The sequence below is a fragment of the Faecalibacterium sp. 3 genome (assembly GCF_048323735.1).
Lineage (GTDB): Bacteria > Bacillota > Clostridia > Oscillospirales > Ruminococcaceae > Faecalibacterium > Faecalibacterium wellingii.
This window is the reverse complement of record NZ_JBLWFN010000001.1, coordinates 916361-942876: the sequence shown is the minus strand read 5'-3', so window position 1 is coordinate 942876 and position 26516 is coordinate 916361. Positions and strand designations below refer to the sequence as shown.

Genomic DNA, 26516 nt, shown 5'->3' with positions numbered 1-26516 from the left:
GTTAAGTAAAACGCCCGGCACATGGAAAAACCCCTTCCGTGTGCCGGGCGTTTTTTGCGCCGGTTATTTCCGGCAAAAAAACCACAAATCCCCCAGCCCGGGCAGCGGCGTGCCGCTCAGGCTGGGGGATGCTTTTGTGCAGGACGCGGGGTTACTGCTCGTTCTCGTAGATCTGGATATAACGGGGTGCGTTCTTATCCTGAATGAACAGCAGCGCGGCGGTCAGGGCCACCGCCAGAGCAGTGAGGACGGCGAGCAGTGCTTTGAGAACCTTCATCGTTTCAAGCCTCCTTAGTAAGTCTGGCGCGGAGCGGGGGACGTTCCGCAGTTTTTGGTTGCCCTTAGTATAGCATAATCCGCATACAAAGGCAAACACCGGATGCTGGAAGAAAAATACGGTGGTTAGTTGTATATAACCACGAAAAAATGAAAAGAAAGTTCAGGAAAATACATCATTTTTGTGCCATTGTCGTTGACTTCCCACGCCAAAATGATACAATAAGTGTGTTAAGCAGCTGCTGTCCCTGTACCAGTGCGCCTGCATGGGCGTGGGGGCGGCAATTCAAGCAGAATGGGGGATTTGAATTCCATGTTGAACAAGCTGAAACGTGCGGCGCTTGGCGCGCATACGCCGCATGACAAGGCAACTGCTGCAAGCAAACCGGTCCCGATGCCTCTGCCCGCGCAGGTACGCATCCTCATGAGCCAGCATATCGGCGCTCCCGCCAAAGCTCTGGTCAAAAAGGGCGACGAGGTATTCGTTGGCACTAAGATCGGCGAGGCTGGCGGCTTCGTCTCTGCAAACATCCACTCCAGCGTCTCCGGCACGGTTGCCGCGGTGGAGCCCTTCCGTCTGTCCAATGGCCGCATGTGCGACTCTGTCGTTATCAAGACCGATGGCAAACAGACCGTGGACCCGGCTGTCAAGGCACCGGAAGTGACCGATAAGGCCAGCTTCCTCAAGGCTGTGCGTGAGTGCGGTCTGGTCGGTCTGGGCGGCGCAGGCTTCCCGACCGACGTAAAGCTGCAGCCCAAGCAGCAGGTGGATACCCTGCTGATCAATGCTTCCGAGTGCGAAGTGTGGCTGACCAGCGATACGCAGGAGATGCTGAACTGCAGCGATGATATCATCCGCGGCATCAAGGCCGTGCTGCAGTACACCGGCATCCCGAAGTGCGTCATCGGCATTGAGAACAACAAGCCCGAGTGCATCGACCTGCTGTGCAAAAAGACCAATGGCGACAGCACCATCGAGGTCAAGCCCCTGCCCAGTGTCTACGGCACCGGCGCAGAGCTGATCCTTATTGAAAAGTGTCTGGGCCGCGAAGTGCCCCACGGCGGTCTGCCCGCAGATGCCGGCGCCATCGTCATGAACGTGACCAGCGTCTCCACCCTTGGCAAGTATCTGGCTACCGGTATGCCGGTGGTCGAGCGCACCATCACCGTGGACGGCGACGCCTGCGCAAAGCCCCAGAACATCGTTGTCCCCGTGGGCACTGCCTATCAGGACATCATCGATTTTGCGGGCGTCAAGGGCGAGCTGGGCAAGGTGGTTGCCGGCGGTGCCATGATGGGCCCCGCTGTGGAGAACCTGAGCTACCCCACCACCAAGACCACCTCCGGCCTGATCTTCCTGAGCAAGGCCGCTGCAGAGCCTGCACCGGTGAATCCCTGCATCCGCTGCGGCCGCTGCGTGGAGTACTGCCCCATGGGTCTGGAGCCTGTGGAGGTCAATCAGGCTTACGCTGCACGCGATGTGCAGGAGCTGGGCAAGCTGCATGCAGACTACTGCTTCAACTGCGGCAGCTGCTCGTTCGTCTGCCCGGCAAAGCGCCCTGTTACCCAGATGATGAGTCTGGCAAAGGCGTTCTACCTTGGTGAAATCAAAAAAGGAGGCAATAAGTAATGGATACGAAGCTTATTGTTTCGGCTTCCCCGCATGTGCGCAGCGAAGAGACCACCCAGAGCCTGATGGCCAACGTGATCGTCGCCCTGTGCCCCTGCGTGGTGGCCTCTGCCATCATTTTTGGCGTGCGTGCACTGCTGGTAACAGCCGTGTCCGTGGTGGCCTGCGTGGCCTTTGAGTGGCTGTACTGCAAGCTGCTCAAGAAGCCCAACCCCATCAGCGACCTGTCTGCCGTCGTCACCGGCATCATTCTGGCCATGAACGTGCCCGTGGGCATGCCCATCGGTCAGCTCATCATCGGTGATCTGGTGGCCATCGTCATCGTCAAGCAGCTGTTCGGCGGCATCGGCATGAACTTTGCCAACCCCGCTCTGGTGGGCCGTATCGTGCTGTTCATCAGCTTTGCCGGTTCCATGAACAAGTGGGTGTTCCCGGATGCAGCGGTGGACCAGCTGTCCAGCGCTACCCCGCTGGCTGTGGCCGATAAGTCCAAGCTGAGCCTGCTGGATCTGTTCATGGGCATCCACGGCGGTGTGCTGGGCGAGACCTGCGCACTGGCCATCGTGCTGGGCCTGATCTATCTGGTGGCCACCAAGACCATCAGCATCGCCATCCCGGCTTCTTACGTCGGCAGCATGTTCGTGTTCTACCTCATTGCTACCCACAGTGTGCACGAGGCTCTGGTTGCCGTGCTGAGCGGCGGCCTGCTGTTCGGTGCCGTGTTCATGGCTACCGACTACGTTACCAGCCCCTTCACCCTGAAGGGCAAGCTGGTGTACGGCGTGGCACTGGGCATCGTCACCTTTGCCATCCGTTACTGGGGCAGCTACACCGAGGGCGTGTCCTTCGCACTGCTGTTCATGAACCTGTGGGTCCCCTACATCAACGATCTGACCCGTCAGACCCCGTATGGCTACATCAAGCCTGCAAAGAAAGCAAAGGAGGGTGCTGGCAAATGAGTAAGTCTTCCAACTGGGAGAGCACCATCAAGCCCATTGTTGTGCTGAGCGTTATCTCCCTGATCGCCAGCCTGCTGCTGGCACTGGTGAACGGCATGACCGCCCCGGTCATTGCCGAGAACACCAAGCGCACCACTCTGGCCGCTTATGTCGGCGTGCTGCCCTCCGTTTCGGACGCCAGCGAGCTGGAAGAAGTGACCGATTACACCACCGCCGGCATCACCGGCGTGGTCAAGACTCCGGACGGCAGCACTGCAATCAAAGCCGAGGAAAAGGGCTTTGACGGCGGTATCCTGACCGTTATCATGGGCTTTGATGCCAATGGTGCCGAGACCGGCATCTGGGTAGACGCTTCTACCCAGACCAAGGGCATCGGCTCCAACGTGAGCAGTGACGACTTCCTGGCGCAGTTCGATGGCATGGATGGTACCCAGAACATTGTGATGAATCAGGATTACGATGCCTACAGCGGCGCAACCATTTCGTCCACCGCTCTGTTTGCTGCCATCAATGACTGTGTCAACTGCTACAACGAGCTGGCGTAAAGGAGGTTGGTAAGAAATGGCACAAGAAAATAAGTCCAAGGTAAGCATCCTTACCAACGGCATTATCAAAGAAAACCCCGTTCTGCGTCTGGTTCTGGGTACCTGCTCCATTCTGGCAGTTACCACTGCAGTTTCCAGCGCTCTGGGCATGGGTGCCGCCTTCACCTTCGTGCTGGTGTGCTCCAATATCATGATCTCCCTGCTGCGCAAGGTGATCCCCGGCAAGGTGCATCTGCCCTGCTACATCGTCATTATCGCAAGCTTCGTGACCATCGTTCAGATGTTCATGCAGGCTTACATGGAAAGCCTGTACAACGCTCTGGGCGTGTTCCTGCCCCTGATCGTTGTCAACTGTATCATTCTGGGCCGTGCCGAGATGTTCGCCTGCAAGAACAGCATCGTGGACTCCGCACTGGACGGCGTGGGCATGGGCGTTGGCTACACCCTCACCGCTACCCTGATGGCCTCCATCCGTGAGATCCTGGGCAGCGGCACCTGGCTGGGCTTCCAGGTGATCCCGGAAAGCGTTGCCAAGGTCTCCATCATGACGCAGGCTCCCGGCGCATTCTTCTGCTTTGGCCTGTTGATGGCCGGCTGTGTGTGGCTGGAAGGCAAGCTGGACGCCCGCATCGAGCGCAAGAGCTGCTGCGACCTTGATAACCTGAAGAAGGAGGCAGAATAAGATGTTAGTAAAACTCGCTGCGATCTTCTTCAGCATGATCCTGGTCAACAACTACGTGCTGGTGAAGTTCTACGGTATCTGCCCGTTCCTGGGCGTTTCCAAAAAGCTGGATTCTGCGGTTGGTATGTCCGGCGCTGTCATCTTCGTCATGTTCATGGCAACGGCCGTTACCTTCCCCATCCAGATCTTCATTCTGGACCCGGCTGGTCTGAGCTACCTGCAGACCATCGTGTTCATTCTGGTCATTGCTGTTCTGGTGCAGTTCATCGAGATCTTCCTCAAGAAGTATGTGGTTGCACTGTATAACTCTCTGGGCGTTTACCTGCCCCTGATCACCACCAACTGCTGTGTTCTGGCTGTCACCATTCTGGTCGTGGGCGACTACGGCGCAGATGTGGCTGCTATGGGCTTCGGTGTTGCTTACATTGAGGCTCTGGTCTGTGCCATCGGCGCAGGCTGCGGCTTCATGCTGGCCATGGTCATGTTCAGCGGCGTGCGCAAGCGCGTGGAAGCCTGCGATCCCCCGGCACCCTTCAAAGGCCTGCCCATCACCCTGATCGCAGCAGCAATCACCAGCCTGTCCTTCATGGGCTTCGGCGGCATCGTCGAAAACCTGTTCAATGTCACGCTGTAAGGGAGGAACAGGATTATGAATATTGTATCTGCTGTTATCCTGTGTACCATCGTGGGCGCAGTCGGCGCGATCGTTCTGGTCGCAGCGGCCAAGTTCATGGCGGTGGAGGAAGACCCCCGCATTGAAGAAGTTACCAACTGCCTTGCCGGTGCAAACTGCGGCGGCTGCGGCTACGCAGGCTGTGCGGACTACGCAAAGGCTGTGGTCATGGACGGCGTGCCCTGCGACAAGTGCGCACCCGGCGGCCCCAAGGCTGCCGCTGCCATTGCCAAGATCATGGGCGGCACGGCCAGCGCCGTGGAAAAGAAGGCGGTTGTCCAGTGCCAGGGCAATTCTGAGCACTGCAAGCCCGCTTACGATTACAAGGGCATCCAGACCTGTGCAGCCGCTGCTGCGCTGTACGGCGGCCCCAAGACCTGCTCCTTTGCCTGCATTGGTCTGGGCGACTGCACCAAGGTGTGTAAGTTCGATGCCATCCACATTGTGGACGGTGTTGCCAAGGTGGACAAGGACAAGTGCACCGGCTGCGGTGCCTGCGCAAACATCTGCCCCAAGCAGGTCATTATGATCGATGTGGGCGGCCCGCGCAAGCCGGTGGTCATGTGCTCCAACAAGGACAAGGGTCCTGTGGCCATGAAGGCCTGCACCACCTCCTGCATTGCCTGCGGTATGTGCGAGCGCACCTGTAAGTTTGACGCCATCCACGTGGTGGACGGCGTGGCCCGCATCGACTACGACAAGTGCAAGGGCTGCGGCATGTGTGCCCAGAAGTGCCCCAAGCACATCATCCTCTTCCCGCTGAAGGATGACCCTAATCCCCCGAAGCCGGTGGTGAAGCCCGCCGCTCCCGCTGCTGCCCCCGCAGCAAAGCCGGAAGCCAAGGCTGAGGCAAAGCCCGAGACCAAGGCAGAGTAAACTGTAAAAACCAAAGCCCGCCGTGCAGCGATGCCCGGCGGGCTTTTTGCATAGAAAATGATTGGAAATGCCCTCCGCGTTGCTCTGGGCATCTTCAGCGGAAAATCATTTTTAATTTCGCGTTTGGAGTGACCGCATTTGCGCAGCAATGAAAGCCCCAGTGGGGCTTTTAAGCGGCAGAGCGGTCTGCGTAAGCAGATGGAGGGGCGTTGCCCCGACAAGCTCTGCGGAGCGCTCCAAACGCTTTTTTCACGAGAGGGGCTGTGACGGGAAAATGCATCTCATCTCTGCGACTTTTCTTGTGAAAATGGTAGAACGGAACGCCCGCAGGCGTTCCGTTCTACCGAAATCCAGAGTAATATTTCCTTGAATTATGCCCAGAGCAACGCGGAGGGCATTTTAAATCGTCCGAATCCGGCGGGCTTTTTGCAACTTTTTGTAAGAAAATCCGGTTGCAATGAGGCGGAATTATGGTTAAATAGAAGGAGGATATTTTCACAGAAAGAGGACGATTATGGAACAACAGTCTGCACGCCTGCGGAATACAGGCTTTCTTACCTTCTTCTTCAGCGGCATCTGCGCCATCAGCGCTGGCGTTGTGGTCAGCCTTTTGCAGGAAGAGTACGGCTTTGCCTACGGCATGACCGGCACTCTGCTCTCGCTCATGAGCATCGGCAACCTGATCGCCGGATTTCTGGTGGGCGTGCTGCCCGGTGCGCTGGGCATGAAACGCAGCGTGCTGCTGCTGACCATCGGCTACGCGGTGGGCTACAGCCTGATGGGCCTGACGGGTGCCGTGGCGGTACTGGCGCTGGCGTTTTTTCTGGTGGGCATTGCCAAGGGCAGCGTCATGAACACCTGCACCATTCTGGTCAGCGATAACTCGGCCAACCGCACCCGGGGCATGAACCTGATGCACAGCTGCTACGCCTGCGGTGCGCTGCTGTGCCCCTTCCTCATTGCAGCGGCGGCAAGGGTGAGCACCGCACTGGCAGTATTCCTGCTGGCAGTGCTGGGCCTGATGCTCTGGCTGGTGTATGGATTTACTCCGCTGGGCGGCGGGAGTCAGAAAACAGCCCGGACGAAAGAGGCCATCGACTGGAGCTTTCTGCACGCGCCGCGCTTCTGGCTGCTGACCGGCCTTTTGTTCTGCCAGAACGCGGCGGAGCAGAGCGTTACCGGCTGGATGGTGACCTATTTTAAGGGCAGCGGCATCATTGCCGGTTCGCTGGCGGCCTACACCGTCACGGTGATGTGGGGTGCCACATTGGTGGCACGCCTGCTCATTGCGTTCGTGTTCCCGTTCAGGAACCCGCGTAAGGCCATGGTGGGCATGAGCGTGCTGTGCACCTTCTTCTATGTGCTGCTGGTGCGGGCCGACACGCAGGGCATGGCCATTGCGCTGCTGTTTGCATTTGCATTCTCGATGGCAGGTCTGAACCCCACTGCGGTCGCCAGTGCAGGCCGCATGACCAGCGTTACCAGCATGGGCATCATGCTGCCGGCGGCGTCCAGCGGTGCCATCCTCATGCCGTGGATCATCGGCATCGTGGCCGAAAAGGCGGGCCTTGCCGCCGGTATGGCGTCCAACATCGTGCCCTGTGTGGGGCTGATCGTGTTCACCCTGCTGGTAGCTAGATTGCCGGAGGAATAAACCCTCTCAGGCGCTATCGCGCCAGCTCCCCCGAAGGGGGGAGCTTTATGCGCTAAAACCGTTTGGTATTCTCTTTTCAGTAAAGAAAATAACCGTTGGGAAGTAGAAAAAGCTCCCCTCTCGGGGGAGCTGGCATTGCGCAGCAATGACTGAGAGGGTTATTTCTCAATGCCACGTGCTTTCGCGCTGAACTCGCACCCGCAGTAATCCTGCCGGTACAGGCCGTATTCCTCCGAAAGCTGCAGGCTGCGCAGGTAGCCGTTGTGCTTTTTGAAGTCTGAGGGCAGATGCTTGACCCCGAATTCTGCCTCCAGCTCCTGCCCGATGGCGTTGATACGCTTGGCGTCCTTGTGGGGGCTGATGGACAGCGTGGTGGTGAACCAGTCAAAGCCGTTTTCACTGGCGTACTGTGCCGCCCGGCGCATCCGCAGTCGGTAGCAGACCGTGCACCGACTGCCCCGCTCCGGCTCGTTTTCAAGGCCGGTGACGGCGGAGTAGAACTCCTGCGGGTCGTAGTGGTCCTCCACCACGGTCACACCCAGAGGATGGGCTGCCGCCACGAACTTCTTCAGTTCCTCGCCGCGGCGGTGGTATTCTTCCGCAGGCCAGGTGTTGGGGTTATAGTAAAGCACCGTGATTTCAAAATACTGGCACAGCTGTTCCAGCACGGCGCTGGAACAGGGCCCGCAGCAGGCGTGCAGCAGCAGGCGCGGACGGGTGCCGCCCAGCTCTTTGAGCACGGCATCCATCTGCTGTGCAAAATTCAATTGAGTTGCCATTTTTATCATCCTTTGCTATACTGATTGAGATAATTCCTTAAAAAGCTCGCCCTTTCGGGAGAGCTGGCATTGCATAGCAATGACTGAGAGGGTTTGTTTTCTTATTATAACATATTCCGCTTGAAAATACAGGAGGCCCCATGACACAGGAAAAGATCGCCCGCATCAACGAGCTGGCAAAAAAGAGCAAGACCACCGGCCTGACCGAGGCCGAAAAGGCAGAGCAGCAGGCTCTGCGCCGCGAGTACATCGATGATATGAAGGCCAGCCTGCGCGCACAGCTGGCCAACACCTCCATTCAGGAGCCGGACGGCACCATCCACAAGGTGACCCTCCGTGCCGACCTTGAGAAGCCCCGCAGCTGAACGCACAATTTTACGCGCACTTTTTTGGAGGAAAACGCAGCTCAAAGCTGCGCTTTCCTCTTTTTTTGCGCGGAAAACTGTGCTATACTATACTAGCATTGGTGCGTGCATGATGCGCCGGTGCGCTTTCCCAAGGTGGCGTATCCCGGGCAAGGTGCACGGAAAAGGCTGTCTTTTGAAAAAATGATAAAGAGGTCATTTATTATGCTTACTGCAATTACGGGTATCAACTGGGGCGATGAAGGCAAGGGCCGCATGGTCGACCTCATCAGCCAGGAGTATGACATCGTTGCACGCTATCAGGGCGGCAACAACGCCGGTCACACGGTGAAGAACGAGCGCGGCAAGTTCGTGCTGAACCTGCTGCCCTCCGGCATCCTGCGCCCCAATGTCGTCTGCGTCATGGGCAACGGCATGGTCATCGACCCGCATCATCTGGACGGCGAGATCAACAAGCTGCGGGAGCAGGGCGTTGAGATCAGCCCGGCAAACCTGAAAATCTCCGACCGTGCAACCATCACCATGCCCTACCATGTGGAGCAGGATGGTCTGGAAGAGGCACGTCTGTCCAAGACCGGCGCACAGTTCGGCTCCACCAAGCGCGGCATCGCCTACGCTTACGGTGATAAGTACATGAAGAAGACCCTGCGCATGGGCGACCTGCTGCATCTGGACGACGCGGTGAAGAAGCGCCTGATCACCATGGTGGACTCCAAGAATCTGGTGATGGAGGGCAGCTACAACGCCGCTCCCATCAGCGTGGATGAGATGTGGGCATGGCTCGAAAAGTATGCCGCCATCTTCAAGGACTACATCTGCGATGTGGGCCAGTATCTGGCCGATGCCGACGCCGAGGGCAAGAAGGTGCTGTTTGAGGCACAGCTGGGCGCTCTGCGCGACATCGATTTCGGCATTTACCCCTATACCACCTCTTCCAACGTCATCGGTGCCTACGCTCCCATCGGCGCAGGCATCCCGGGCCACAAGCTGCACAACTCCATCGGTGTCATGAAGGCTTACTCCTCCTGCGTGGGCGACGGCCCCTTCGCTGCCGAGCTGGCAATGACCGAAGAGGAAAAGCACGACCTGCGTGAGGCTGGCCACGAGTACGGCGCAGCCACCGGCCGTCCCCGCCGCGTGGGCCCCATCGATCTGGTGGCAAGCCGCTACGGCGTGTTCTGCCAGGGCTGTGATGAAGTTGCCCTGACCCTGCTGGACGTGCTGGACTACATGGAAAAGATCCCCATGGTCACCGCTTATAAGCTGACCGACGGCAGCACCACCACCCGCTTCCCCATGGGTGAAGCTCTGGATACCGCACAGCCCGTGGTGGAGTACCTGCCCGGCTGGCACTGCGATATCACCGCGGCCCGCAAGTGGGAAGACCTGCCCAAGGAAGCACAGGCCTACGTGGAATATCTGGAAAAGGCCGTTGGCTGCAAGATCACCTATATCTCGGTGGGTGCCGAGCGTGAGGCTTACATCCATCGCGTCTGATGTTCCCGGCAGCCCCGAATGTTGCAGAAAAGGAAGCGTCACAGATGTTTGATATCATTACCGACAGCGCATGCGACCTGACGCCGGATACGGCCCGGCAGCTTGGTGTTGAGGTCGTGCCTTTCTACGTCTCGCTGGACGGCGAGCACTACCGCAAGGAGGGCACCGAGATCGCCGTGCGGGATTTCTACCAGTTCATGGTGGACAACCCCTCGGCCTACCCCAAGACCAGCCTTGCCTCCATCGAGGACTTTGAACAGAACTTCCGTGCCCATGCTGAGGCGGGCCGGGCTGTGCTGTGTCTGGTGTTTACCGGCAAGATGAGCGGCTGCGTGGGCAGCGCCCGCAATGCCCGGGATCTGGTGCTGGAAGATTTCCCCGATGCCCGCATTGAGGTCATTGACAGCGCGGCAGCTACCGTTACCGAGTCCACCATGGTGGAAAACGCCGTGGCCATGCGGGACGCAGGCTGCACGCTGGACGAGACCGTGACATGGCTGGAAGCAGAGAAGGCCACCAACCAGATCTTCTTCACGGTAGGCAATCTGGACTATCTCATCAAAGGCGGCCGCATCGGCAAGGTGACGGGCCGTGCAGCCAACATGCTGGGCATCAAGCCGATGATCCTGTTCAAGGATGGCGAGATCTTCTCCGGCGGCGTGGCCCGCGGACGTCAGAAGAGCTTTGAAAAAGCACTGGACCAGCTGATGAACTATCTGGATGCCCACGGCGGCACCCCGGATGACTACCGCATCACCGTGGGCTACGGCTACGATGCCGACGAGGGCAAGCGCCTGTGGATGCAGACGCGCGCGGCCCTGCGTGCAAAGTACCCCGGCGCACAGTGCGAAGTGGGCCTGCTGCAGATCGGCTGCACCATTGCCGTGCACACCGGCCCCTATGCGCTGGGCATGGGCGTGATGCGCCGCTGGAAAAAGCAGGGCTGAACGTAAAGCCTTGACAAATTTATAAAAAGTAACTATACTACAAATAGAAAAGGCACTGCGACAAGCGGTCAGCCCTTTAGGTTTAGGATTCTAAAACGAACCGTCACCGGCCAGGGTGGCGGTTCATCTTTTACCTTTAGAAATCCGAAGCGTGAACGTAAGCCCAAGCAGATGGAATGTAAAAGTAATAGGCATGACTCTCACCTCCTTTCGGAAGCGAGGGCTGAACCGCCTGCCGTTGTATGCAGTGCCTTGCTGCTTACAGAAGCAGCAAGTATAGAGTATCATATCATTCGACAAATTGCAAGGATGCACTGCACGGCTGAAAAGCTGTGTGGTGCTTTTTTTGTTGAAAAATTATGATTTGCAAACTTTTTATGAACCCTATTGACAAAGTGGGGAAACAGGAGTATATTTTTAGCAGTCGAACAGATAGAGTGCTAAAACGAGCAAAACCAGTTCGGCAGGAGGTGCTTGAAATCGTGAAACAACTGAAGAATAGCCGCTGCTTCCCGTTTGGCAGCATCTCTGCGCCGGGCTTTTAGCAAACGGCTGTCATGTCCGCTAAAATAAACCTTCCGGTATGAATGGAGGCTTGACTTTATGAATACCAATCAATATACGCAGAAAACGCTGGAAGCTCTGCAGGCAGCGCAGCAGCTGGCTGTGGAGTATCAGCATAACCAGCTGGAACCCGAACATCTGCTGCACGCACTGGCTTCGCAGGAGCAGGGCCTGATCCCGCAGCTGCTGCAAAAGATGAACGTGGACCCCGGCAGCTTTTCTGCCGCCGTGGCCGAAAAGCTTTCGGCTCTGCCCCGGGTGTCCGGCTCCGGCCGTGACCCCGACAAGGTCTATATCTCGCAGGCCACCGATAAGGTGCTCAGCGCCGCTGCCCGCGAGGCAAAGGCCATGAAGGATGACTATGTCAGCGTAGAGCATGTGTTTCTGGGCCTGCTGAATGAGCAGGATCAGAACACGGCAGAACTGTTCCGTGCTTTTGGCATCACCAAGGATAAGTTCCTGCAGCAACTCACAGCAGTGCGCGGCAACCAGCGCGTCACCAATGACAACCCGGAGGATACCTACAATGCCCTGCAGAAATACGGTCAGGATCTGGTAGACCTTGCCCGCAAGCAGAAGCTGGACCCCGTCATTGGCCGCGATCAGGAGATCCGCAACGTGATCCGCATCCTGTCCCGTAAGACCAAGAACAACCCCTGCCTGATCGGTGAGCCCGGCGTTGGCAAGACCGCCATTGCAGAGGGTCTTGCACAGCGTATCGTACGCGGCGATGTGCCCGAAAACCTGAAGGACCGCATCGTGTTCAGTCTGGACATGGGCGCTCTGGTGGCCGGTGCAAAGTACCGCGGCGAGTTCGAGGAGCGCCTGAAGAGCGTGCTGAACGAGGTGAAGAAGAGCGAGGGCAAGATCATCCTCTTCATCGATGAGCTGCACACCATCGTGGGCGCCGGCAAGACCGATGGCGCCATGGACGCAGGCAACCTGCTCAAGCCCATGCTGGCCCGGGGCGAGTTGCATTGCATCGGTGCTACTACACTGGACGAGTACCGCCAGTATATCGAGAAAGACCCCGCTCTGGAGCGCCGCTTCCAGCCGGTACAGGTGGATGAACCCACCGTGGAGGACACCATCTCCATTCTGCGCGGCCTGAAGGAACGCTACGAGGTGTTTCACGGCGTGAAGATCAACGACAGCGCCCTGATCGCCGCTGCCACCCTGTCCGACCGCTATATCACGGATCGTTTCCTGCCGGATAAGGCCATCGACCTTGTGGATGAAGCCTGCGCCATGATCAAGACCGAGATGGACAGCATGCCCAGTGAGATGGACGATCTGGCCCACCGCATCACCCAACTGCAGATCGAGCAGGTGAGCCTGAAAAAGGAGACCGACGCCCTGAGCCAGAGCCGCCTGAAGGATCTGGAAAAGGAGCTGGCCGAGCTGCAGGACAAGTTCCGCAGTATGAAGGCAAAGTGGGAGAACGAGAAGAACGCCATCGGCAAGGTGCAATCCCTGCGTGAGCAGATCGAGCAGACCAATGCCGACATTGAAAAGGCTCAGCGTGAGTACGACCTGAACAAGGCTGCCGAGCTGAAATACGGCAAGCTGCCTCAGCTGCAGAAACAGCTGGAAGAGGAAGAGAAGATCGCCGCCGCCAAGAAGGAGGACAGCCTGCTGCGTGACCGCGTGACCGACGAGGAGATCGCCCGCATCGTGGCCCGCTGGACCGGCATCCCGGTGGAAAAACTGGTGGAGGGTGAGCGCGAGAAGCTGCTGCATCTGGACGATGTGCTGCATCAGCGGGTCATCGGTCAGGACGAGGCTGTGACCAAGGTGAGCGAGGCTATCCTGCGCAGCCGCGCCGGTATCGCCAACCCCAACCGCCCCATCGGCAGCTTCCTGTTCCTCGGCCCCACCGGCGTGGGCAAGACTGAGCTGGCCAAGGCACTGGCACAGGCTCTGTTTGACGACGAGCGCAACATGGTGCGAATCGATATGACCGAGTATATGGAGAAGTTCAGCGTCAGCCGTCTGATCGGCGCGCCTCCGGGATACGTCGGTTACGAAGAGGGCGGCCAGCTGACCGAGGCTGTGCGCCGCAAGCCCTACAGCGTGGTGCTGTTCGATGAGGTGGAAAAAGCCCATCCCGATGTGTTCAACATCCTGCTGCAGGTGCTGGACGATGGCCGCATCACCGACAGTCAGGGCCGCACCGTGGACTTCAAGAACACGGTCATCATCCTCACCTCCAATCTGGGCAGCGACATCATCCTGAACGATCTGGAGCAGCGCCGTGCCAACGGCTCCAACGAGCTGAGCGAGGAAGCAAAGCACCAGATCGACCAGCTGCTGAAGAGCAAGTTCCGCCCCGAATTTCTGAACCGTCTGGATGAGATCGTCTACTACAAGAGCCTGACCAAGGACGAGATGCGCAAGATCGTGGATCTGCAGCTGCAGGATCTGCGCAAGCGTATGGAGGAGGGCAAGCACCTCAAGCTGGAGGTCACCACCGCCGCCAAGGACTTCATCATCGATTCTGCCTACGACAGCGTCTATGGTGCACGTCCCATCAAGCGGTTCATCCAGAGCCGCGTGGAGACCCTGATCGCCAAGGCCATCATTCAGGGCAGCTATACCGAGGGCAACACCCTGACGGTAGACTGCGAGAATGGCGCTTTGACCCTGCGATAACGCGGATTTTACCTGTTTTGTACGGACTTTGCGGCCAGAAAGCTTGCACCACCGTACAGAATATGGTATGATTACAAATAACATTGATGTGCTTTTCATCGCGGAACAGCAACGATGGGGAGCACATTTTTGTATGTAAGAATATTTATCCCAAAACTCTCTCAGGCGCATTGCGCCAGTGTGCGATATCCCGGGCAGCAGCACCTTCTGCGTGGAAGGGGCAGGCTGTGGGCGCACAGAAAAAAGCTCCCCCCTTCGGGGGAGCTGGCATCGCGCAGCGATGCCTGAGAGGGTTCAAACAAAAACAGAAAGTTGAGTGTGATTTCCCTTTTTATGGACGATGGCAGTATTACGCTTTTAGTGGCGTTGATCATTCTGGTGGCATTTTCCGCCTTTTTCTCCGCCTCTGAGACCGCATTTTCTTCCCTGAACCAGATCCGCCTGAAAAGCCGTGCTGAGGACGGCGATTCGGCAGCAGCCCGCGTGCTGGCTATGTCGGAAAAGTACGACAAGCTGCTCTCCACCATCCTCATCGGCAACAATATCGTCAACATTGCCGCAGCATCCATTGGCACAGTGCTGTTCACCCGCCTGCTGGACCCGGAGCGGGGCGCGACGGTGTCCACCATAGTGCTGACCGTGGTGGTGCTGATCTTTGGCGAGGTGACTCCCAAGAGCCTTGCAAAGGAGATGCCGGAGACGGTTGCCACGGCAGTGTCGCCCTTTTTGAATCTGCTGCTGATCCTGTTCACCCCGCTGACCTGGCTGTTCACCCAGTGGAAGCGCCTGCTGGGGCATTTCATCCACAGCACCGAGGAGGACACCATCACTGAGGGTGAGCTGATGACCATGGTCAGCGAGGCCGAGAACGACGGCGAGCTGACCGACCGGGAAAGCCAGCTTATCCGCAGCGCCATTGAGTTCGACGATGTGGAGGTGGAGGAGATCCTCACGCCCCGCGTGGATGTGATCGCGGTGGAGGACGACCTCTCGCTGGATGATGTGGCCGACACCTTTGCGGAATCGGGATATTCCCGTCTGCCCGTCTACCATGGCACCATTGACAACATCATCGGTGTGGTACATGAAAAGGACTTTTACCTTGGCCGTCTGCGCAAGGATACCACGCTGGAAGACCTTGTGAAGCCCACCCTTTATACCACCGGCTCCACCCAGATCTCCCAGCTGCTGCGCACTCTGCGCGAGCAGCACCATCACATGGCGGTGGTGGTGGACGAGTACGGCGGCACCGAGGGCATCATCACACTGGAAGATATTCTGGAAGAGCTGGTAGGCGAGATCTGGGATGAGCACGACGAAGCGACCGAGGACTTCCGCAGGCAGTCGGACGGCAGCTGGATCGTGCTGGGCAGTGCCGGTGTGGACGACCTGTATGAGAGGCTGGGCCTGCCGGAGGATGAGGATATCGATTCCAATACGGTGAACGGTCTGGTGCAGGAAAAAACCTGCCATTTGCCCAAGGTGGGCGACCGGTTCACGCTGGGCGAGTACGACGGTGTCGTTACCCGCACGGCCAAGCGCCGCGTGACTGAAGTGCGTCTGACCCCGGCGGATAAGCCGGAGGTGAAGAAGGACGAAGAGGACAGGCAGCGCTTCAACCGGATCACGAATAAATAAGAAGCTGCTTCCCATAAGCTGCGTGAATAGACGGGGCATTTTGCCCGGTCAGCAGGAACAGCAGCTGAAAGACCAAACGATATAAAAAAAGCAAGTGCACACATCTCCATCAAAAACGCTGGTTTTTGAAAAGAGTGCGGCACTTGCTTTTGTTTTTGTGGGCTCACAGCCGGAACGATCTCAGGCGGGTGCTTTTTGCGTGGGCTGGGTGGGCTGAACAGAGCAGACCACCGGGGCGTCCGGTGCAAACTGCAGATATTCCCGCGGGGCAAAGCCCAGAAGCCCGGCCAGCGGGGCAAAATGCTTTTGTTTCAGGGTATTGTTGAACCGTGTGACCGAATCGTTGTAGATCAGGCTGCTGGTATAGATCATGCGGTTGTAGCAGTTGGCCGCTTCGATGCAGCGCTGGTAGGTCTTGTCTGCCTTGATGGCCGGGCGGCTCTCGGCCACGGCGGTCACATAGCTCATGGCCTGCGCAAGCCGCTGCTCCTGTTCCAGCACCTGTGCCGGAGTGGAAAGCGCGTGGATGGAGGGCGGCGGCAGCACCAGCTGGGCCGAAGGACCATAGCTCCGGAGAAGCTCCAGAAGCGCTTCCAGTGCGCGGAAGCGGGAGGAAAGCTGCAGGCCGATCTGTTCCATGGCAATTTTGATGTTGTCGTCCAGTTCACGGAGACGGCGATATACTGCGCCGACCCAGACTGCAAGCAGAAGCAGCAATGGGATGAGTACGTATATCATACAGGAGACCTCCCTTCAAAGAAGTAAAATCGGGCGGCAGTACAGCCGTCTGAGCTTACTATAACACAAAATGTGCGGCAGGAGGGTATTTGGCATGAACCGCCCATAAAATGCATTGAATCGACCTTTTACAGGGAAATGCGCAGCACGAACTGATCCTGCTGCCGGGCAAAGCTGTACATGCCGCCGTATTGCTCCACAATGGCGCAGATGCTGCGCACGCCAAGACCGTGGCCGGGCTGGCTGGTGGTGGGAACGCCCTGCGCGTCGAACTGGACCGGGAAAGAGCAGGAGTTTGCGATCTGCACAAACAGCCTGCCGTTCTTTTCGTAGGCGGTGGTCTCCACAACAGCGGGCTTTCCGGCCTGCTTCTGGTGCTGCCCGGCGTGCAGGGCGTTTTCCAGCGCGTTGGAAAACAGCACGCACAGGTCGCTGTCCGGCAGCGGCAGAATCAGCGGGATGGCTGCATGGACCCGGAAATCGATGCCATCGTGCTGTGCGCGGGCAGCAAAGGAGGAGAGGATGAGGTTGGCGGCCTCGTTCTCGCAGTAAACATTCACCTTGCTGGCTTCGATCTCGGCACACACACTGTGGATGTACTCCTGTGCGGCTTCCGTGCGGCCGTTCTCGATGCAGGCAGAAAGATACTGCAGATGATGGCGCAGGTCGTGGCGGTAGGTGCTGGCCTTGCGCTGGCTCTCCCGCATGGCTTCGATCTCACGCACGGCCTGAGCCACCTGCAGGTTCAGGCTGTTCCGGGTCTGTTCCAGCTGGCTGCGCAGCTGCTGCTCCTGTGTGGTGTGCAGCACAAAGCCCAGATAGGCCAGACTGCACACAAAGGGCATGAACTCCACAGCCGCCTGGTTGCCGCTGGAAAGCAGATCGGTGTAGATGCGGGTAAAGTAGTCAAAGAGATAGCTCAGCAGCGGGATCATGCCGAATTGCAGCTGCAGCAAAAGCGGGGAGCGGGACAGTGCCCGCACCGACGGTGCGATCCAGCGGATCAGCACCAGAAGGATCGGCAGGGTGACGATCAGCTCGGTGGCGTCCTGCAGTACGGTGCCGCCCGTCGGGAACAGCGCAATGACCAGCAGCGCGGCCCAGCGCCGCAGCTGGCAGCACAGATAGGCTGTCAGTACGGATACCAGCGGCCATAGCGCACGGCGGGTCATGACAGCCAGCAGCAGCCACAGCGGCAGATGGGTGATGAGCGGATAGAGATACCGGGCAAGGCCGGTGCCCCAGCGCAGGCTGACCACGCCCTGCAGCGCCAGCATCAGGATAGTGCTCCCCACAAGCAGGAGTTTGTGGCGGCGGGTCCATTCGATCTCACAGAAGGCGGCAGACAGCACGATGCCGAAAATGCCCACCGCGGCAAGGTTGCACAGGGAAAGAGCTTCCGTCAGGAGGCTGCTCACAGCATCACCTGCTTTCGGCGGAAGGCGTATTCCAGATACTGCCGGCGGATGTCCGAGGATTTGCCGTGGGGAATGGGGATCTGCACCAGATTGGTCAGGGTGACGGCCCGGCTGGAAATGTTCTGGACATATTCCATGTTGACAAGGAACGAGCGGTGCGGGCGCAGAAAGATCTCGTAGGGAGCCAGCTGCCGGGCCAGCTCGTCCATGCTGCCGGTGCTCTCCAGAACGCCGCCGTCTGAAAGGTGGAACAGCAGGGTGCGGCCCAGCACCTCGCAGTACAGCAGCTGATCCAGCTCAATGCGGGAAATGCCGGTCTTGCACCGCAGCACCAGACTGCGCTGGTCGGCCCGGCGGCACTCGGCAATGACCGAGTCGGTCAGTCGGAAAAAGCTTTCCTCCCAGATGGGCTTGAGCTGATAGAAGTAAGCACCCACCATATAGGATTCCACCGCAAACTCGGTGGAAGAGGTGAGAAAGATGATCTCGACTGCAGTGTCGTACTGGCGGATCTCCTTGGCGACGGTGATGCCGTTTTCAGCCGGCATGATGACATCCAGAAACAGGATATCATACCGCACACCCTTTTCGATCTCGGCCAGCAGATCCAGCGGACTGCGGAACGCTGTGCACTGGATCTGGATGCAGCGCTGAGTGCGGTATTTTTCCAGCAGGGCAGACAGCTGATCCAGAACAGTCTGGTCGTCGTCGCAGAATGCGATTTGGATCATAGCGGTTTCCACATCCTTTGTTCGTGTTGGTCGGGTACTTACAGCTGGGCTTTGCCCATGCAGTAGGTCTGCAGCACATCGTAGTTGTCGTCCAGCACCACAAGGTCGGCGTCCTTGCCCACCTGAATGGAACCCTTGCGGTCATCCAGATGCAGGCAGCGGGCCGGGTTGATGGTGCAGGCGTTCAGTGCGTAGTTGAAGGGCACCATGGCTTCTTCCACAAGGATGCGCAGGCCCTTGTTGATGTTCAGGGTGGAACCGGCCAGCGTACCGTTGTCCAGATGCGCGCTGCCGTCCGGGTAGATGGTGATATGGTTGCCGCCAAAGATATACTCACTGCCGATGGGGGTGCCCTTTGCCATCAGCGCGTCCGAGATCATGATGGCGTAGTCCGGGCCCTTGCTCATAAAGTAGTTGTTCAGGGCAGCCGGGGTGGAGTGGCAGCCGTCGCAGATGATCTCACCGTACATGGTGCGGATGCGGTAGGCTGCGCCCACCAGACCGTTTGCACGGTGGGCAAAGGGGGACATGCCGTTGTAGACATGGGTCATGGAGCGGGCACCGTTGGCCCATGCCATCACAGCCTGCTCGTAGGTGGCGGCGCTGTGGCCGATGCTGACTACCACGCCGTGCTCGGTCAGGTAATGGGTCAGGGCAAAGCCTTCGTCGTGCTCAGGTGCAAGGGTCACATAACGGATGTGGCCGCGGGCGGCCTCCTGATAGTGCTTGAACTGCTCCACGCTGGGCTTTGCAATGTACTCCGGCGGCTGTGCGCCCTTGTACTTCATGTCGAGGTAGGGGCCCTCAAAGTGGATGCCAAGGATCTCGGCACCCTCATAGCCGCCCTCCATCACGTCGGCCACATTGGCCACGGCGTTGGTCAGCACCTCCACGCTCTGGGTGATGGTAGTGGCCAGAAAGCTGGTCACGCCCTCGGAGACGATATGCTTGGCCCAGTAGCGCAGGCCCTCCGGCTTTGCGTCGTTGGTGTCGAACTCATAGGCACCATGGCAGTGGATGTCCATAAAGCCGGGAACGATGCGCTTGGAGCCGTAGTCCACATCGGCCTGCTTTTCCCCATAGGGGAAGATGCCGGTGATCCGGCCCTGCTCCAGCTCCAATGCAGCCGGCACAAACTGGTCGGCAAGCCATACCTTCTTGCTCTGGATGATCATACGCTTAACCCTCCGTACTGTTCATCATAAAATCTGCATCTGCTGCGCAGCAAAAGCGCAGTCTGTCTACCGAAAATTATAACATTTTCTGGTGAAAATAACCAGTGCTACAGCGGCTTTTCAAAAAAATACAGCAGGACCCCCGGCAGAATGCAATGCTCTGCCGGGGGTCCTGCTGCTTTATGAAAGATCAGTCCTTCTTCTCTGCGGTGCGGGCAAAGAAGTTGGCGAGGATGGCACCGGAAATGTTATGCCACACCGAGAACACAGCGCCGGGGATGGTTGCCAGCGGATACTGTGCAAAGTGGGCAGCGGCCAGAGAGGTGGCAAGGCCCGAGTTCTGCATACCGACCTCGATGGAAATTGCACGGCACTTGGTGGAATCCAGCTTCAGCAGCTTGCCCACGCCAAAGCCGGTGAGGTAGCCCAGCAGGTTGTGCAGGATAACCACAGCGAGGATCAGCAGGCCGCTGGTCATGATCTTGGCGGAGTTTGCGGACACAACGGCGCAGATGATGAGCACGATAGCAGTGGTGGAGATCAGCGGCAGCACGCGGACGGCGTTCTGGGTAAAGGCATGGAAGAAGTGGTTGACCACAAAGCCCAGTGCGATGGGCACCAGCACCACCTTGACGATGGACAGGAACATGTTCATGGGGTTCACATCCACGCGCTGACCGGCATACAGCAGGGTGAGCAGCGGGGTAAGGACGGGGGCCAGCACGGTGGAAACAGCGGTCATGCCAACGGACAGTGCAACGTCACCTTTGGACAGATAGGTCATCACGTTGGAGGAGGTGCCGCCGGGGCAGGTGCCCACGAGGATGACGCCGATGGCCAGCTCGGTGGGCAGATGGAACACCTGGGTCAGCGCCCATGCCAGAAAGGGCATCAGGGTGAACTGTGCAATGCAGCCGATGACGACGTCCTTCGGGCGGCTGAACACCACCTTGAAGTCCTCCGGCTTCAGGGTAAGGCCCATGCCGAACATGACGATGCCCAGCAGGGTGTTGACCCATGCGGTCTTGACCACGCTGAAGGTACCCGGGAAGAACAGGGCCAGTGCCGCCACCACGATGACGATGGCGGCCATGTACTTGCCCACAAAGTCGCTTACTTTTTCCAGTGTTTTCATGATGAACTCTCCTTTTTTCTGAACACTTTATTTTTGCGGATGCAAAGACGATGAAACATCCGGAAAATGGCTTTCCCGCAAATAAAAACGCCTCTGCCCCTTACGGTTCGTAAGAGACAAAGGCGTAAAAATTCCTCTGCGGTACCACTCTTATTGCCGGTGCAAAGCCCGGCCCCTCAGTGCGCATCCAACAATGCGCGGCCCGTGATAACGGGGGCCTGCCGTTCCCGCTTACTGGGGCGCAGATGCTGCCCATTCAGCCGGAAAGCTCGGAGAGGATCTTCCCACGGACGCCCTGCACTGCCTTGCACCATCCGGCAGCTCTCTGCGGCATTCTTTCCGGGTACTCTTTCTCGTCATAGCCGAATATTTCACTGCCCCGCAGTATACTCTTCCGCAAGGGCAAAGTCAAGGGATGGGGCCCGTCGGATTTTTCATCTGGTTTGCATCAGGGATGAAAGCAGTTCAGGCAAGGGCTGCGATCTTATCGTACAGCTTTTTCTGGCTGTCGGTCAGGGTGGGCAGCACGCCGCCGATCATGGCGTCGGCAAACTCCTGCGTATCCACCTCAACGTACTCCATGCCCTTTTCCTGTAGTTCGTTGTAATATTTTTCCTCGTTGTCCAGGAACAGCTGATGCTCGGCGGCCTGTGCGGCGGCGGCACCGTCCATCACCACCTGCTGCAGTTCGGCGGGCAGGGCATCGAACTGGGCCTTGCCCATGGCCACATACACCCATGCACGCAGATGCGCGGTGAGGATGAGATACTTCTGCACCTCAAAGAAGCTCTTGGTGTAGATCATGGCCAGCGGGTTCTCCTGTGCCTCAATGGTGCCCTGCTGCAAAGAGGTGAACACCTCGGCCAGAGCCATCGGGGTGGGCTTTGCGCCCAATGCTTCAAAGGCGGCCACGGTCATGGCAGCGGCCGGGGTGCGGATGACCAGATTGTTGCAGTCGGCCACGCAGGTGATCTTGCGGTTGGAGGTGATGTAGCGCGGGCCGCGGGTGTAGTAGGCAAGGCACTTCATGCCTGCGGCTTCCATCAGGTCCTCCAGCTCCTGCCCGACTTCGCCGTTGAGCACCTTATCCATGTGCTCATCGCTCTGGATGAGGTACGGCATACCGATCATGCCCAGATCCGGCTCGTAGGTCTGCATGGTCTCGCCGGTAAAGGTGATATCACAGCCGCCCTGCGAGAGGATGGACTGGATGATGTCCACCTCGGGGCCCAGCTGGCCGTTGGGGAAGATCTCGACCTCGATCTGGCCGTTTGATTTTTCCTGCACATACTTCTGGAACTCCACAGCACCCAGATGCATGGAGTCGGTCTCGTCCTGCTGATGCGCAATGGTGATCTTGTAGGAGGCATTGCCCGCAGCGGAAGAAGCGGCAGGGGATGCGGTGGAGCTTGCTGCTGTGCTGCTGGAGGAACCGCCGCAGGCGGCCAGACCCATTGCCAGAGCTGAAATACCAGTGATCTGCATGAAGTTGCGACGGCTGATCTTGTGAATGCGCATAGTGTTTCTCCTTTTCTGCTTGTTTGATTTTTTTTTGCTTGTAAGCGTTCTTTTTGCTTGCTTCGTTCGGGTTGGTGTTCCGGCTTTGTGTCAGGCCCGGCCCCCACACCGGGCGGTGATCTTGCTTTGACGGGATGGCCGTCTCTTTAATGATATATTAGTTCATTTCGATAGATTCGTCAATAGAAAACGCATATTCTCTCAAGCCGAATATTTTCTGCGAAAATAGAGCATAATGCACAAGAATCGGCCTTTTTTCACGGAGTCAAAGGCTGATTTTCTTGGAAAATTCACGGCATTAACTGATATATTGAATGTGATCCATTGACAGATGCGAGTTTCTGCTTTTGCTTCGGAACTGCTTAAAAAGCGTGGATTCGCACTTTTTATATCGTGAAGCAAAAAAGACCCGCCAGCGGATACAGCTCTGCTGACGGGTCTTGACCTGTTATGATATATCACTCGAAGAAATCCGGGAACTTTTCCAGCAGCTGCTGGAATCCATCGCGGAAATGCCCCAGATGTTCCTCCATCTCCTGACGGATATCCACCGTGGGCGGAATGCCAAGCATGAGGTAGTTGTAAAAGCGGCGGTGCTCTTCCACCACACGGTTCTCATCCTGTCGGATGACCGCATTGGTCATGTAGCGCACCCGGTCGTAGTGCGAGGTGACGTTGTGCACAGCCTGCCATGCGCGGTCGTAACCGCCATAGTGGTACAGCAGCTGATGAAAGTCGTTGTCCAGCGAGACGAACTCCTGCCCGGGGGTCTCATAGTTGCCGCTGTTGGCCACTTTGGCCTGCGCCTCGATGCAGGCGGCAAACGGCTTGAGCTGCTGCATGGTCAGACGGCCCGCCAGCTGCTGCATGATGCTGGCTTCCAGCATCAGCCGCATATTGAAGCCCTCGCGCAGGTAGTCCACGCGGATCATGGAAACGCTGCTGCCGCGCTGGGCCTGCACATCCACGAGCCACTCGTTCTTGAGCATCATCACAGCCTCATGCACTGGGGTACGGCTCATTTCCAGCTTTTCGCTCAGTTCTGCCTCGCTCAGGGTCTGGCCCGGCGCGAACTGCAGCGTGATGATGTTCTGCCGCAGCACGCGGTAGGCATATTCGCGGTTGTTCTCGCCCTCCAGCCGCGGGCTGATGAGCAGCGGCAGGCTGCTGTTTTCCTTGGTCGGCATAGGCATCTCTCCGAAAACGGTTTCTCAGTCCAGCAGTTGGTGAACCAGCGGCTCCAGTGCCCGGGCCAGCGCTGCGTGGTTTGCGGCGTCCATGTGGATGGAGTCCTCGTCGCAGGGGCCAGCCACGGCGGCGGCGTCAAAGAATGCACAGCCCGCCTGTTCTGCTGCACGCCGTATCTCTGCGGCAAGACCTTTGGAGATCTCAATGGCTTCCGGCTGGAAGCTGCCGAAGGGGCTGTGTGCCACATCCGGCCCGATATGGATGGGCGAGACCACCAGCACCTTCGGGGCAGAATAATTGGGCGCATAGGGATAGGTCTGGATCAGGTGCAGCAGCTGGGCCACTCCCTGCCCGATGCTCCAGGCATTGTTCTGGAAGTAGTGCTTCATATCGTTGGTGCCCAGCATCAGGATGACCAGATCCAGCGGGTTGTGGCTGGCAAGGCACACCGGCAGACTGGTGCGGCCATTGCGGCCCAGATCGATGGGGTCTTCAAACACAGTGGTGCGGCCGCCGCAGCCCTCCTCAATGACCCGGTACGCCGGGCCAAGGGCCAGCTGCAGCCGCCCGGTCCAGCGCACGTCATAAGGGTGGCGTCCGCCGTGCAGGGTAAAGCCGAAGGTATTGCTATCGCCATAGCACAGGATATTTTTCATGCTCACAGTCTTCCTTTCCATTGCTTGCACAGCGTTTTGCGCCTGTTTTGGGGAGACAGGCCGGGCTTGCAGTGCAGCCGCTGCTGTGCAGGTGCCGGAAACCGGAAACAACAAAAGAACCGCTTAGAATGATTTTATTATACTCTGCGCCGCCGGGAAACACAACAGTTTTTTCAAAGCTTTTCCCGGCATACAAAATGGACGGCTGCTTTTGTTCAGGCAGCCGTCCACAATGAGAGGTGCTTCGCGCAGGGCCTCAGCTCCGGTATTCCGCCGGCAGCTGATCCATGGTCTGCCACTTGTCCATGGCTTCTTCCAGCTTCATGCCCTTGGCCACTGCATCGCGGCGGCAGGCATTGACCGCCTGGATCTCCTTCATCTTGGCACCGGTCAGGGTATAGCCCTTCATGGCGATGAGGGTAGCCGCCCATGCCACCATGGGAATGATGCAGAACAGCACGATGACCACCCAGTTCATGCCCGGGGTGTAGGGATCATACTGGGTGGGCAGGCTCTGCAGGCCCACAAAGCTGACCGCAATGCCCACCACGGTAGCGGACAGGCTGGACACCAGCTTGTCCACCAGACTGAACAGGGTGCCCATGATGCCGGGGATATACTTGCCGCTGCGGTAGGTCTCGTAGTCGGAGCAGTCGGCCACCATGGGGATGGGCATATCGGCAGTGGCGTAGTAGGCACCGTAGCCGATGCCGAAGAAGGCGATGAACAGGATGGTGTACAGATTGATGGAAAGGCCATTCTCGCCCAGAATGGACAGGGTGAAGGCATCGCCGCGGCCCCAGAGCAGCAGCAGCACCAGCACGCCCACATAGCACACCAGTGCCACGCTGACGTACTTCATCAGGCTGGCCTTCTGTCCTTCCTTCTGGCTGGTGCGGACGGTGAGCAGGAAGAAGGGCACGCTGCACACATAGCATCCACAGAGAAGCTGCGCAGACCCACCCGGGTGGTCACTTCGTCCACCGGCTGGCCGTCCTGCAGCAGACGAACCACGCAGGTGTACAGGTAGGGGTCTTTGACGCCGTTCCACAGGTGGGGAGCATCCAGATGGAGGGAAGCATTTTCGCCTTCGCCCTTTGCAACGGTGCGGCCCTCGGTGTCCAGCAGCTCCACCGTCACGGTGCCGCTGCCTTCCACCAGCGTTTCCACCCGGATGTCGGCGCTGTTCTCCTGCAGGGCCGGGGTGATCTTCACGCCGGTATCGCCAAAGTGTCCCAGTGCGATGTGGTTCTTGTTCACCACCAGCAGGCTCACATCCCGGTAGATGCCGCCGTAGAAGGTGAAGTCCGCTTTCTGGGGGTAAACGCGGTCGTTGACGCTGTTGTCCACCCGCACCGTGAGCTGGTTTTCTGCCTGCAGCAGTTCCGTGACCTCTGCCCGGAAGGTGGAGTAGCCGCCGTCATGGGTGCAGAGCTGCTGACCGTTCAGCAGCACGGCGGCGCTGGCGTTGACGCCCTCAAATTGCAGCCATACCTGCTGCTGTGCCGGGTCGTACACCGGTGCTGCAAAGCGGGTGCAGTAGGTGCAGCAGCCCCGCCAGTAATCGTTGCCGCCGTCCTGACCGTCCTTAGCGTTCCATGTATGGGGCAGCTCTACGGCGGTGGTAACGCCGTTCGGGCCGGTGAACTGCCAGTCCTTCATGAGCTTTGCAATACTACGCATCCGATTCCTCCTGTTTTTGCTGTGGTACAGTGATTTTTTGTTGCTTTCTGATCTTTGTCATTATTTTATCAGAGTGACCGTATTTCGCAAGATGCGTGCGAAAATCGGTCGTTTTGCGTGCGCATTCGGTTTTGAACTGCCAAATGTGAACTAATATATTTGTAAGTTTTTCACAAGCAGATGTATCCAACAAGCCGCAAAAAGAAAACCGCCGCAGTCCTTCCGTTTCCGGAACTTCTGCGGCGGCTGCCGTTCTCTTAACTTATTTTTGCAGTGGAAAGATGATCTTTTCCGAAATTTCGGCGTAATGGTTGCGCAGATCCCGGGAAGGGCGAGCTCTTTGCAGCTGACGGAAAGCACCCATAAAGCTCCCCCTGAGAGGAATGACTTCCCCCGGCCGGGGGAAGATGTCACCGCAGGTGACAAAAGGAGGAATCTGGACGCGAAGCGGCCTGAGAGGGTTTCTGTACTTGCAAACGCGAACTTGTCGGGGCGAGGCCCCTCCATCTTGCTGCCGCAAGACCGTTCGGTCGCTTA

The 26516-nt window shown here is 58.1% G+C and carries 24 protein-coding genes and 1 other annotated feature; of the genes, 12 read left to right on the top strand and 12 right to left on the bottom strand.

Features of this window, described 5'->3' with window-relative positions; all coding sequences use genetic code 11:
- Positions 1–151: 151 nt before the first annotated feature.
- Entirely contained in the window at positions 152–277 is a 126-nt protein-coding gene (locus tag ACNSPV_RS04345; RefSeq protein ID WP_005943878.1) for a hypothetical protein, read from the bottom strand.
- Positions 278–589: 312 nt separating this feature from the next.
- On the opposite strand from ACNSPV_RS04345, the gene rsxC reads away from it, so the two are divergent.
- The 7 genes from rsxC (at position 590) to ACNSPV_RS04310 (ending at position 7295) form a co-directional block, all read left to right on the top strand.
- Positions 590–1906: an electron transport complex subunit RsxC gene (gene rsxC / locus ACNSPV_RS04340; protein ID WP_242702960.1), complete on the top strand. Its 1317-nt coding sequence runs from the start codon at positions 590–592 to the stop codon at positions 1904–1906.
- Positions 1906–2865 carry an RnfABCDGE type electron transport complex subunit D gene (locus tag ACNSPV_RS04335; protein WP_097777391.1) on the top strand — a complete coding sequence of 320 codons (960 nt, stop codon included), beginning with the start codon at positions 1906–1908 and terminating at the stop codon, positions 2863–2865. The genes rsxC and ACNSPV_RS04335 overlap by 1 nt, the downstream gene beginning before the upstream one ends.
- Positions 2862–3410 carry an FMN-binding protein gene (locus ACNSPV_RS04330; RefSeq protein ID WP_249237933.1) on the top strand — a complete coding sequence of 183 codons (549 nt, stop codon included), beginning with the start codon at positions 2862–2864 and terminating at the stop codon, positions 3408–3410. The genes ACNSPV_RS04335 and ACNSPV_RS04330 overlap by 4 nt, the downstream gene beginning before the upstream one ends.
- A 16-nt stretch (positions 3411–3426) precedes the next feature.
- The gene (rsxE, locus tag ACNSPV_RS04325) at positions 3427–4092 is read left to right on the top strand and encodes an electron transport complex subunit RsxE (RefSeq protein ID WP_005943886.1); all 666 of its coding nucleotides are present in this window, start codon (positions 3427–3429) and stop codon (positions 4090–4092) included.
- Position 4093: 1 nt separating this feature from the next.
- Positions 4094–4726 (top strand): electron transport complex protein RnfA, encoded by a 633-nt coding sequence (locus ACNSPV_RS04320; RefSeq protein WP_005943888.1) that lies wholly within the window; start codon positions 4094–4096, stop codon positions 4724–4726.
- Between the two features lie 15 nt (positions 4727–4741).
- Positions 4742–5641, top strand: coding sequence for an RnfABCDGE type electron transport complex subunit B (locus ACNSPV_RS04315; protein WP_348584479.1), 900 nt, complete (start codon positions 4742–4744; stop codon positions 5639–5641).
- A gap of 514 nt (positions 5642–6155) precedes the next feature.
- Positions 6156–7295, top strand: coding sequence for an MFS transporter (locus ACNSPV_RS04310; RefSeq protein WP_348584482.1), 1140 nt, complete (start codon positions 6156–6158; stop codon positions 7293–7295).
- A gap of 158 nt (positions 7296–7453) precedes the next feature.
- Here the strand turns inward: ACNSPV_RS04310 and ACNSPV_RS04305 are convergent, their stop codons facing one another.
- Complete coding sequence (locus ACNSPV_RS04305) at positions 7454–8083, bottom strand: epoxyqueuosine reductase QueH (protein ID WP_348584484.1); 630 nt, start codon at positions 8081–8083, stop codon at positions 7454–7456.
- A gap of 131 nt (positions 8084–8214) precedes the next feature.
- Here ACNSPV_RS04305 and ACNSPV_RS04300 point away from each other — a divergent pair, with 131 nt between their 5' ends.
- The 5 genes from ACNSPV_RS04300 to ACNSPV_RS04280 all read left to right on the top strand — a co-directional run bounded on the left by ACNSPV_RS04300 (position 8215) and on the right by ACNSPV_RS04280 (position 15737).
- Positions 8215–8439 carry a DUF896 domain-containing protein gene (locus ACNSPV_RS04300; RefSeq protein ID WP_154260758.1) on the top strand — a complete coding sequence of 75 codons (225 nt, stop codon included), beginning with the start codon at positions 8215–8217 and terminating at the stop codon, positions 8437–8439.
- 204 nt (positions 8440–8643) lie between these two features.
- Positions 8644–9936 carry an adenylosuccinate synthase gene (locus tag ACNSPV_RS04295; protein ID WP_348584486.1) on the top strand — a complete coding sequence of 431 codons (1293 nt, stop codon included), beginning with the start codon at positions 8644–8646 and terminating at the stop codon, positions 9934–9936.
- 44 nt (positions 9937–9980) lie between these two features.
- Positions 9981–10883 (top strand): DegV family protein, encoded by a 903-nt coding sequence (locus ACNSPV_RS04290; protein ID WP_348584488.1) that lies wholly within the window; start codon positions 9981–9983, stop codon positions 10881–10883.
- Positions 10884–11486: 603 nt separating this feature from the next.
- Entirely contained in the window at positions 11487–14099 is a 2613-nt protein-coding gene (gene clpB / locus ACNSPV_RS04285; protein WP_339395423.1) for an ATP-dependent chaperone ClpB, read from the top strand.
- A gap of 333 nt (positions 14100–14432) precedes the next feature.
- The gene (locus ACNSPV_RS04280; RefSeq protein WP_348584490.1) at positions 14433–15737 is read left to right on the top strand and encodes a hemolysin family protein; all 1305 of its coding nucleotides are present in this window, start codon (positions 14433–14435) and stop codon (positions 15735–15737) included.
- 180 nt (positions 15738–15917) lie between these two features.
- Here the strand turns inward: ACNSPV_RS04280 and ACNSPV_RS04275 are convergent, their stop codons facing one another.
- The 10 genes from ACNSPV_RS04275 to ACNSPV_RS04230 all read right to left on the bottom strand — a co-directional run bounded on the left by ACNSPV_RS04275 (position 15918) and on the right by ACNSPV_RS04230 (position 25979).
- Positions 15918–16475: a LemA family protein gene (locus ACNSPV_RS04275; protein WP_348584493.1), complete on the bottom strand. Its 558-nt coding sequence runs from the start codon at positions 16473–16475 to the stop codon at positions 15918–15920.
- A 128-nt stretch (positions 16476–16603) separates the two neighbouring features.
- A complete protein-coding gene (locus tag ACNSPV_RS04270; protein WP_348584495.1) occupies positions 16604–17893 on the bottom strand; it encodes a sensor histidine kinase in 1290 nt (429 codons plus the stop codon).
- On the bottom strand, positions 17890–18624 hold the full coding sequence (locus ACNSPV_RS04265) for a LytTR family DNA-binding domain-containing protein (protein ID WP_348584496.1): 735 nt from the start codon (positions 18622–18624) through the stop codon (positions 17890–17892). Before ACNSPV_RS04265 ends, ACNSPV_RS04270 begins: the two co-directional genes overlap by 4 nt.
- Before the next feature lie 38 nt (positions 18625–18662).
- Positions 18663–19799, bottom strand: a complete 1137-nt coding sequence (gene nagA / locus ACNSPV_RS04260) for an N-acetylglucosamine-6-phosphate deacetylase (RefSeq protein ID WP_348584498.1) — start codon at positions 19797–19799, stop codon at positions 18663–18665.
- 190 nt (positions 19800–19989) lie between these two features.
- On the bottom strand, positions 19990–20934 hold the full coding sequence (locus ACNSPV_RS04255) for a bile acid:sodium symporter family protein (RefSeq protein ID WP_348584499.1): 945 nt from the start codon (positions 20932–20934) through the stop codon (positions 19990–19992).
- Between the two features lie 115 nt (positions 20935–21049).
- Positions 21050–21303: a binding site (T-box leader), on the bottom strand.
- Positions 21304–21399: 96 nt separating this feature from the next.
- Entirely contained in the window at positions 21400–22452 is a 1053-nt protein-coding gene (locus tag ACNSPV_RS04250; RefSeq protein WP_337795643.1) for a DctP family TRAP transporter solute-binding subunit, read from the bottom strand.
- Between the two features lie 458 nt (positions 22453–22910).
- Positions 22911–23639 carry a GntR family transcriptional regulator gene (locus ACNSPV_RS04245; protein WP_339395429.1) on the bottom strand — a complete coding sequence of 243 codons (729 nt, stop codon included), beginning with the start codon at positions 23637–23639 and terminating at the stop codon, positions 22911–22913.
- Between the two features lie 24 nt (positions 23640–23663).
- Positions 23664–24296 carry an SGNH/GDSL hydrolase family protein gene (locus tag ACNSPV_RS04240; RefSeq protein WP_339395430.1) on the bottom strand — a complete coding sequence of 211 codons (633 nt, stop codon included), beginning with the start codon at positions 24294–24296 and terminating at the stop codon, positions 23664–23666.
- Between the two features lie 256 nt (positions 24297–24552).
- Positions 24553–25158, bottom strand: coding sequence for an MFS transporter (locus ACNSPV_RS04235; RefSeq protein ID WP_348584500.1), 606 nt, complete (start codon positions 25156–25158; stop codon positions 24553–24555).
- Positions 25158–25979 carry a glycoside hydrolase family 2 protein gene (locus ACNSPV_RS04230; RefSeq protein WP_348584501.1) on the bottom strand — a complete coding sequence of 274 codons (822 nt, stop codon included), beginning with the start codon at positions 25977–25979 and terminating at the stop codon, positions 25158–25160. Before ACNSPV_RS04230 ends, ACNSPV_RS04235 begins: the two co-directional genes overlap by 1 nt.
- Positions 25980–26516: the final 537 nt, after the last annotated feature.

What these genes read in the sequence shown, in the direction of transcription:
- ACNSPV_RS04345 (WP_005943878.1), bottom strand. Translation starts at nt 277, where the DNA reads ATGAAGGTTCTCAAAGCACTGCTCGCCGTCCTCACTGCTCTGGCGGTG.
- rsxC (WP_242702960.1), top strand. Translation starts at nt 590, where the DNA reads ATGTTGAACAAGCTGAAACGTGCGGCGCTTGGCGCGCATACGCCGCAT.
- ACNSPV_RS04335 (WP_097777391.1), top strand. Translation starts at nt 1,906, where the DNA reads ATGGATACGAAGCTTATTGTTTCGGCTTCCCCGCATGTGCGCAGCGAA.
- ACNSPV_RS04330 (WP_249237933.1), top strand. Translation starts at nt 2,862, where the DNA reads ATGAGTAAGTCTTCCAACTGGGAGAGCACCATCAAGCCCATTGTTGTG.
- rsxE (WP_005943886.1), top strand. Translation starts at nt 3,427, where the DNA reads ATGGCACAAGAAAATAAGTCCAAGGTAAGCATCCTTACCAACGGCATT.
- ACNSPV_RS04320 (WP_005943888.1), top strand. Translation starts at nt 4,094, where the DNA reads ATGTTAGTAAAACTCGCTGCGATCTTCTTCAGCATGATCCTGGTCAAC.
- ACNSPV_RS04315 (WP_348584479.1), top strand. Translation starts at nt 4,742, where the DNA reads ATGAATATTGTATCTGCTGTTATCCTGTGTACCATCGTGGGCGCAGTC.
- ACNSPV_RS04310 (WP_348584482.1), top strand. Translation starts at nt 6,156, where the DNA reads ATGGAACAACAGTCTGCACGCCTGCGGAATACAGGCTTTCTTACCTTC.
- ACNSPV_RS04305 (WP_348584484.1), bottom strand. Translation starts at nt 8,083, where the DNA reads ATGATAAAAATGGCAACTCAATTGAATTTTGCACAGCAGATGGATGCC.
- ACNSPV_RS04300 (WP_154260758.1), top strand. Translation starts at nt 8,215, where the DNA reads ATGACACAGGAAAAGATCGCCCGCATCAACGAGCTGGCAAAAAAGAGC.
- ACNSPV_RS04295 (WP_348584486.1), top strand. Translation starts at nt 8,644, where the DNA reads ATGCTTACTGCAATTACGGGTATCAACTGGGGCGATGAAGGCAAGGGC.
- ACNSPV_RS04290 (WP_348584488.1), top strand. Translation starts at nt 9,981, where the DNA reads ATGTTTGATATCATTACCGACAGCGCATGCGACCTGACGCCGGATACG.
- clpB (WP_339395423.1), top strand. Translation starts at nt 11,487, where the DNA reads ATGAATACCAATCAATATACGCAGAAAACGCTGGAAGCTCTGCAGGCA.
- ACNSPV_RS04280 (WP_348584490.1), top strand. Translation starts at nt 14,433, where the DNA reads ATGGACGATGGCAGTATTACGCTTTTAGTGGCGTTGATCATTCTGGTG.
- ACNSPV_RS04275 (WP_348584493.1), bottom strand. Translation starts at nt 16,475, where the DNA reads ATGATATACGTACTCATCCCATTGCTGCTTCTGCTTGCAGTCTGGGTC.
- ACNSPV_RS04265 (WP_348584496.1), bottom strand. Translation starts at nt 18,624, where the DNA reads ATGATCCAAATCGCATTCTGCGACGACGACCAGACTGTTCTGGATCAG.
- nagA (WP_348584498.1), bottom strand. Translation starts at nt 19,799, where the DNA reads ATGATCATCCAGAGCAAGAAGGTATGGCTTGCCGACCAGTTTGTGCCG.
- ACNSPV_RS04255 (WP_348584499.1), bottom strand. Translation starts at nt 20,934, where the DNA reads ATGAAAACACTGGAAAAAGTAAGCGACTTTGTGGGCAAGTACATGGCC.
- ACNSPV_RS04250 (WP_337795643.1), bottom strand. Translation starts at nt 22,452, where the DNA reads ATGCGCATTCACAAGATCAGCCGTCGCAACTTCATGCAGATCACTGGT.
- ACNSPV_RS04245 (WP_339395429.1), bottom strand. Translation starts at nt 23,639, where the DNA reads ATGCCGACCAAGGAAAACAGCAGCCTGCCGCTGCTCATCAGCCCGCGG.
- ACNSPV_RS04240 (WP_339395430.1), bottom strand. Translation starts at nt 24,296, where the DNA reads ATGAAAAATATCCTGTGCTATGGCGATAGCAATACCTTCGGCTTTACC.
- ACNSPV_RS04235 (WP_348584500.1), bottom strand. Translation starts at nt 25,158, where the DNA reads ATGAAGTACGTCAGCGTGGCACTGGTGTGCTATGTGGGCGTGCTGGTG.
- ACNSPV_RS04230 (WP_348584501.1), bottom strand. Translation starts at nt 25,979, where the DNA reads ATGCGTAGTATTGCAAAGCTCATGAAGGACTGGCAGTTCACCGGCCCG.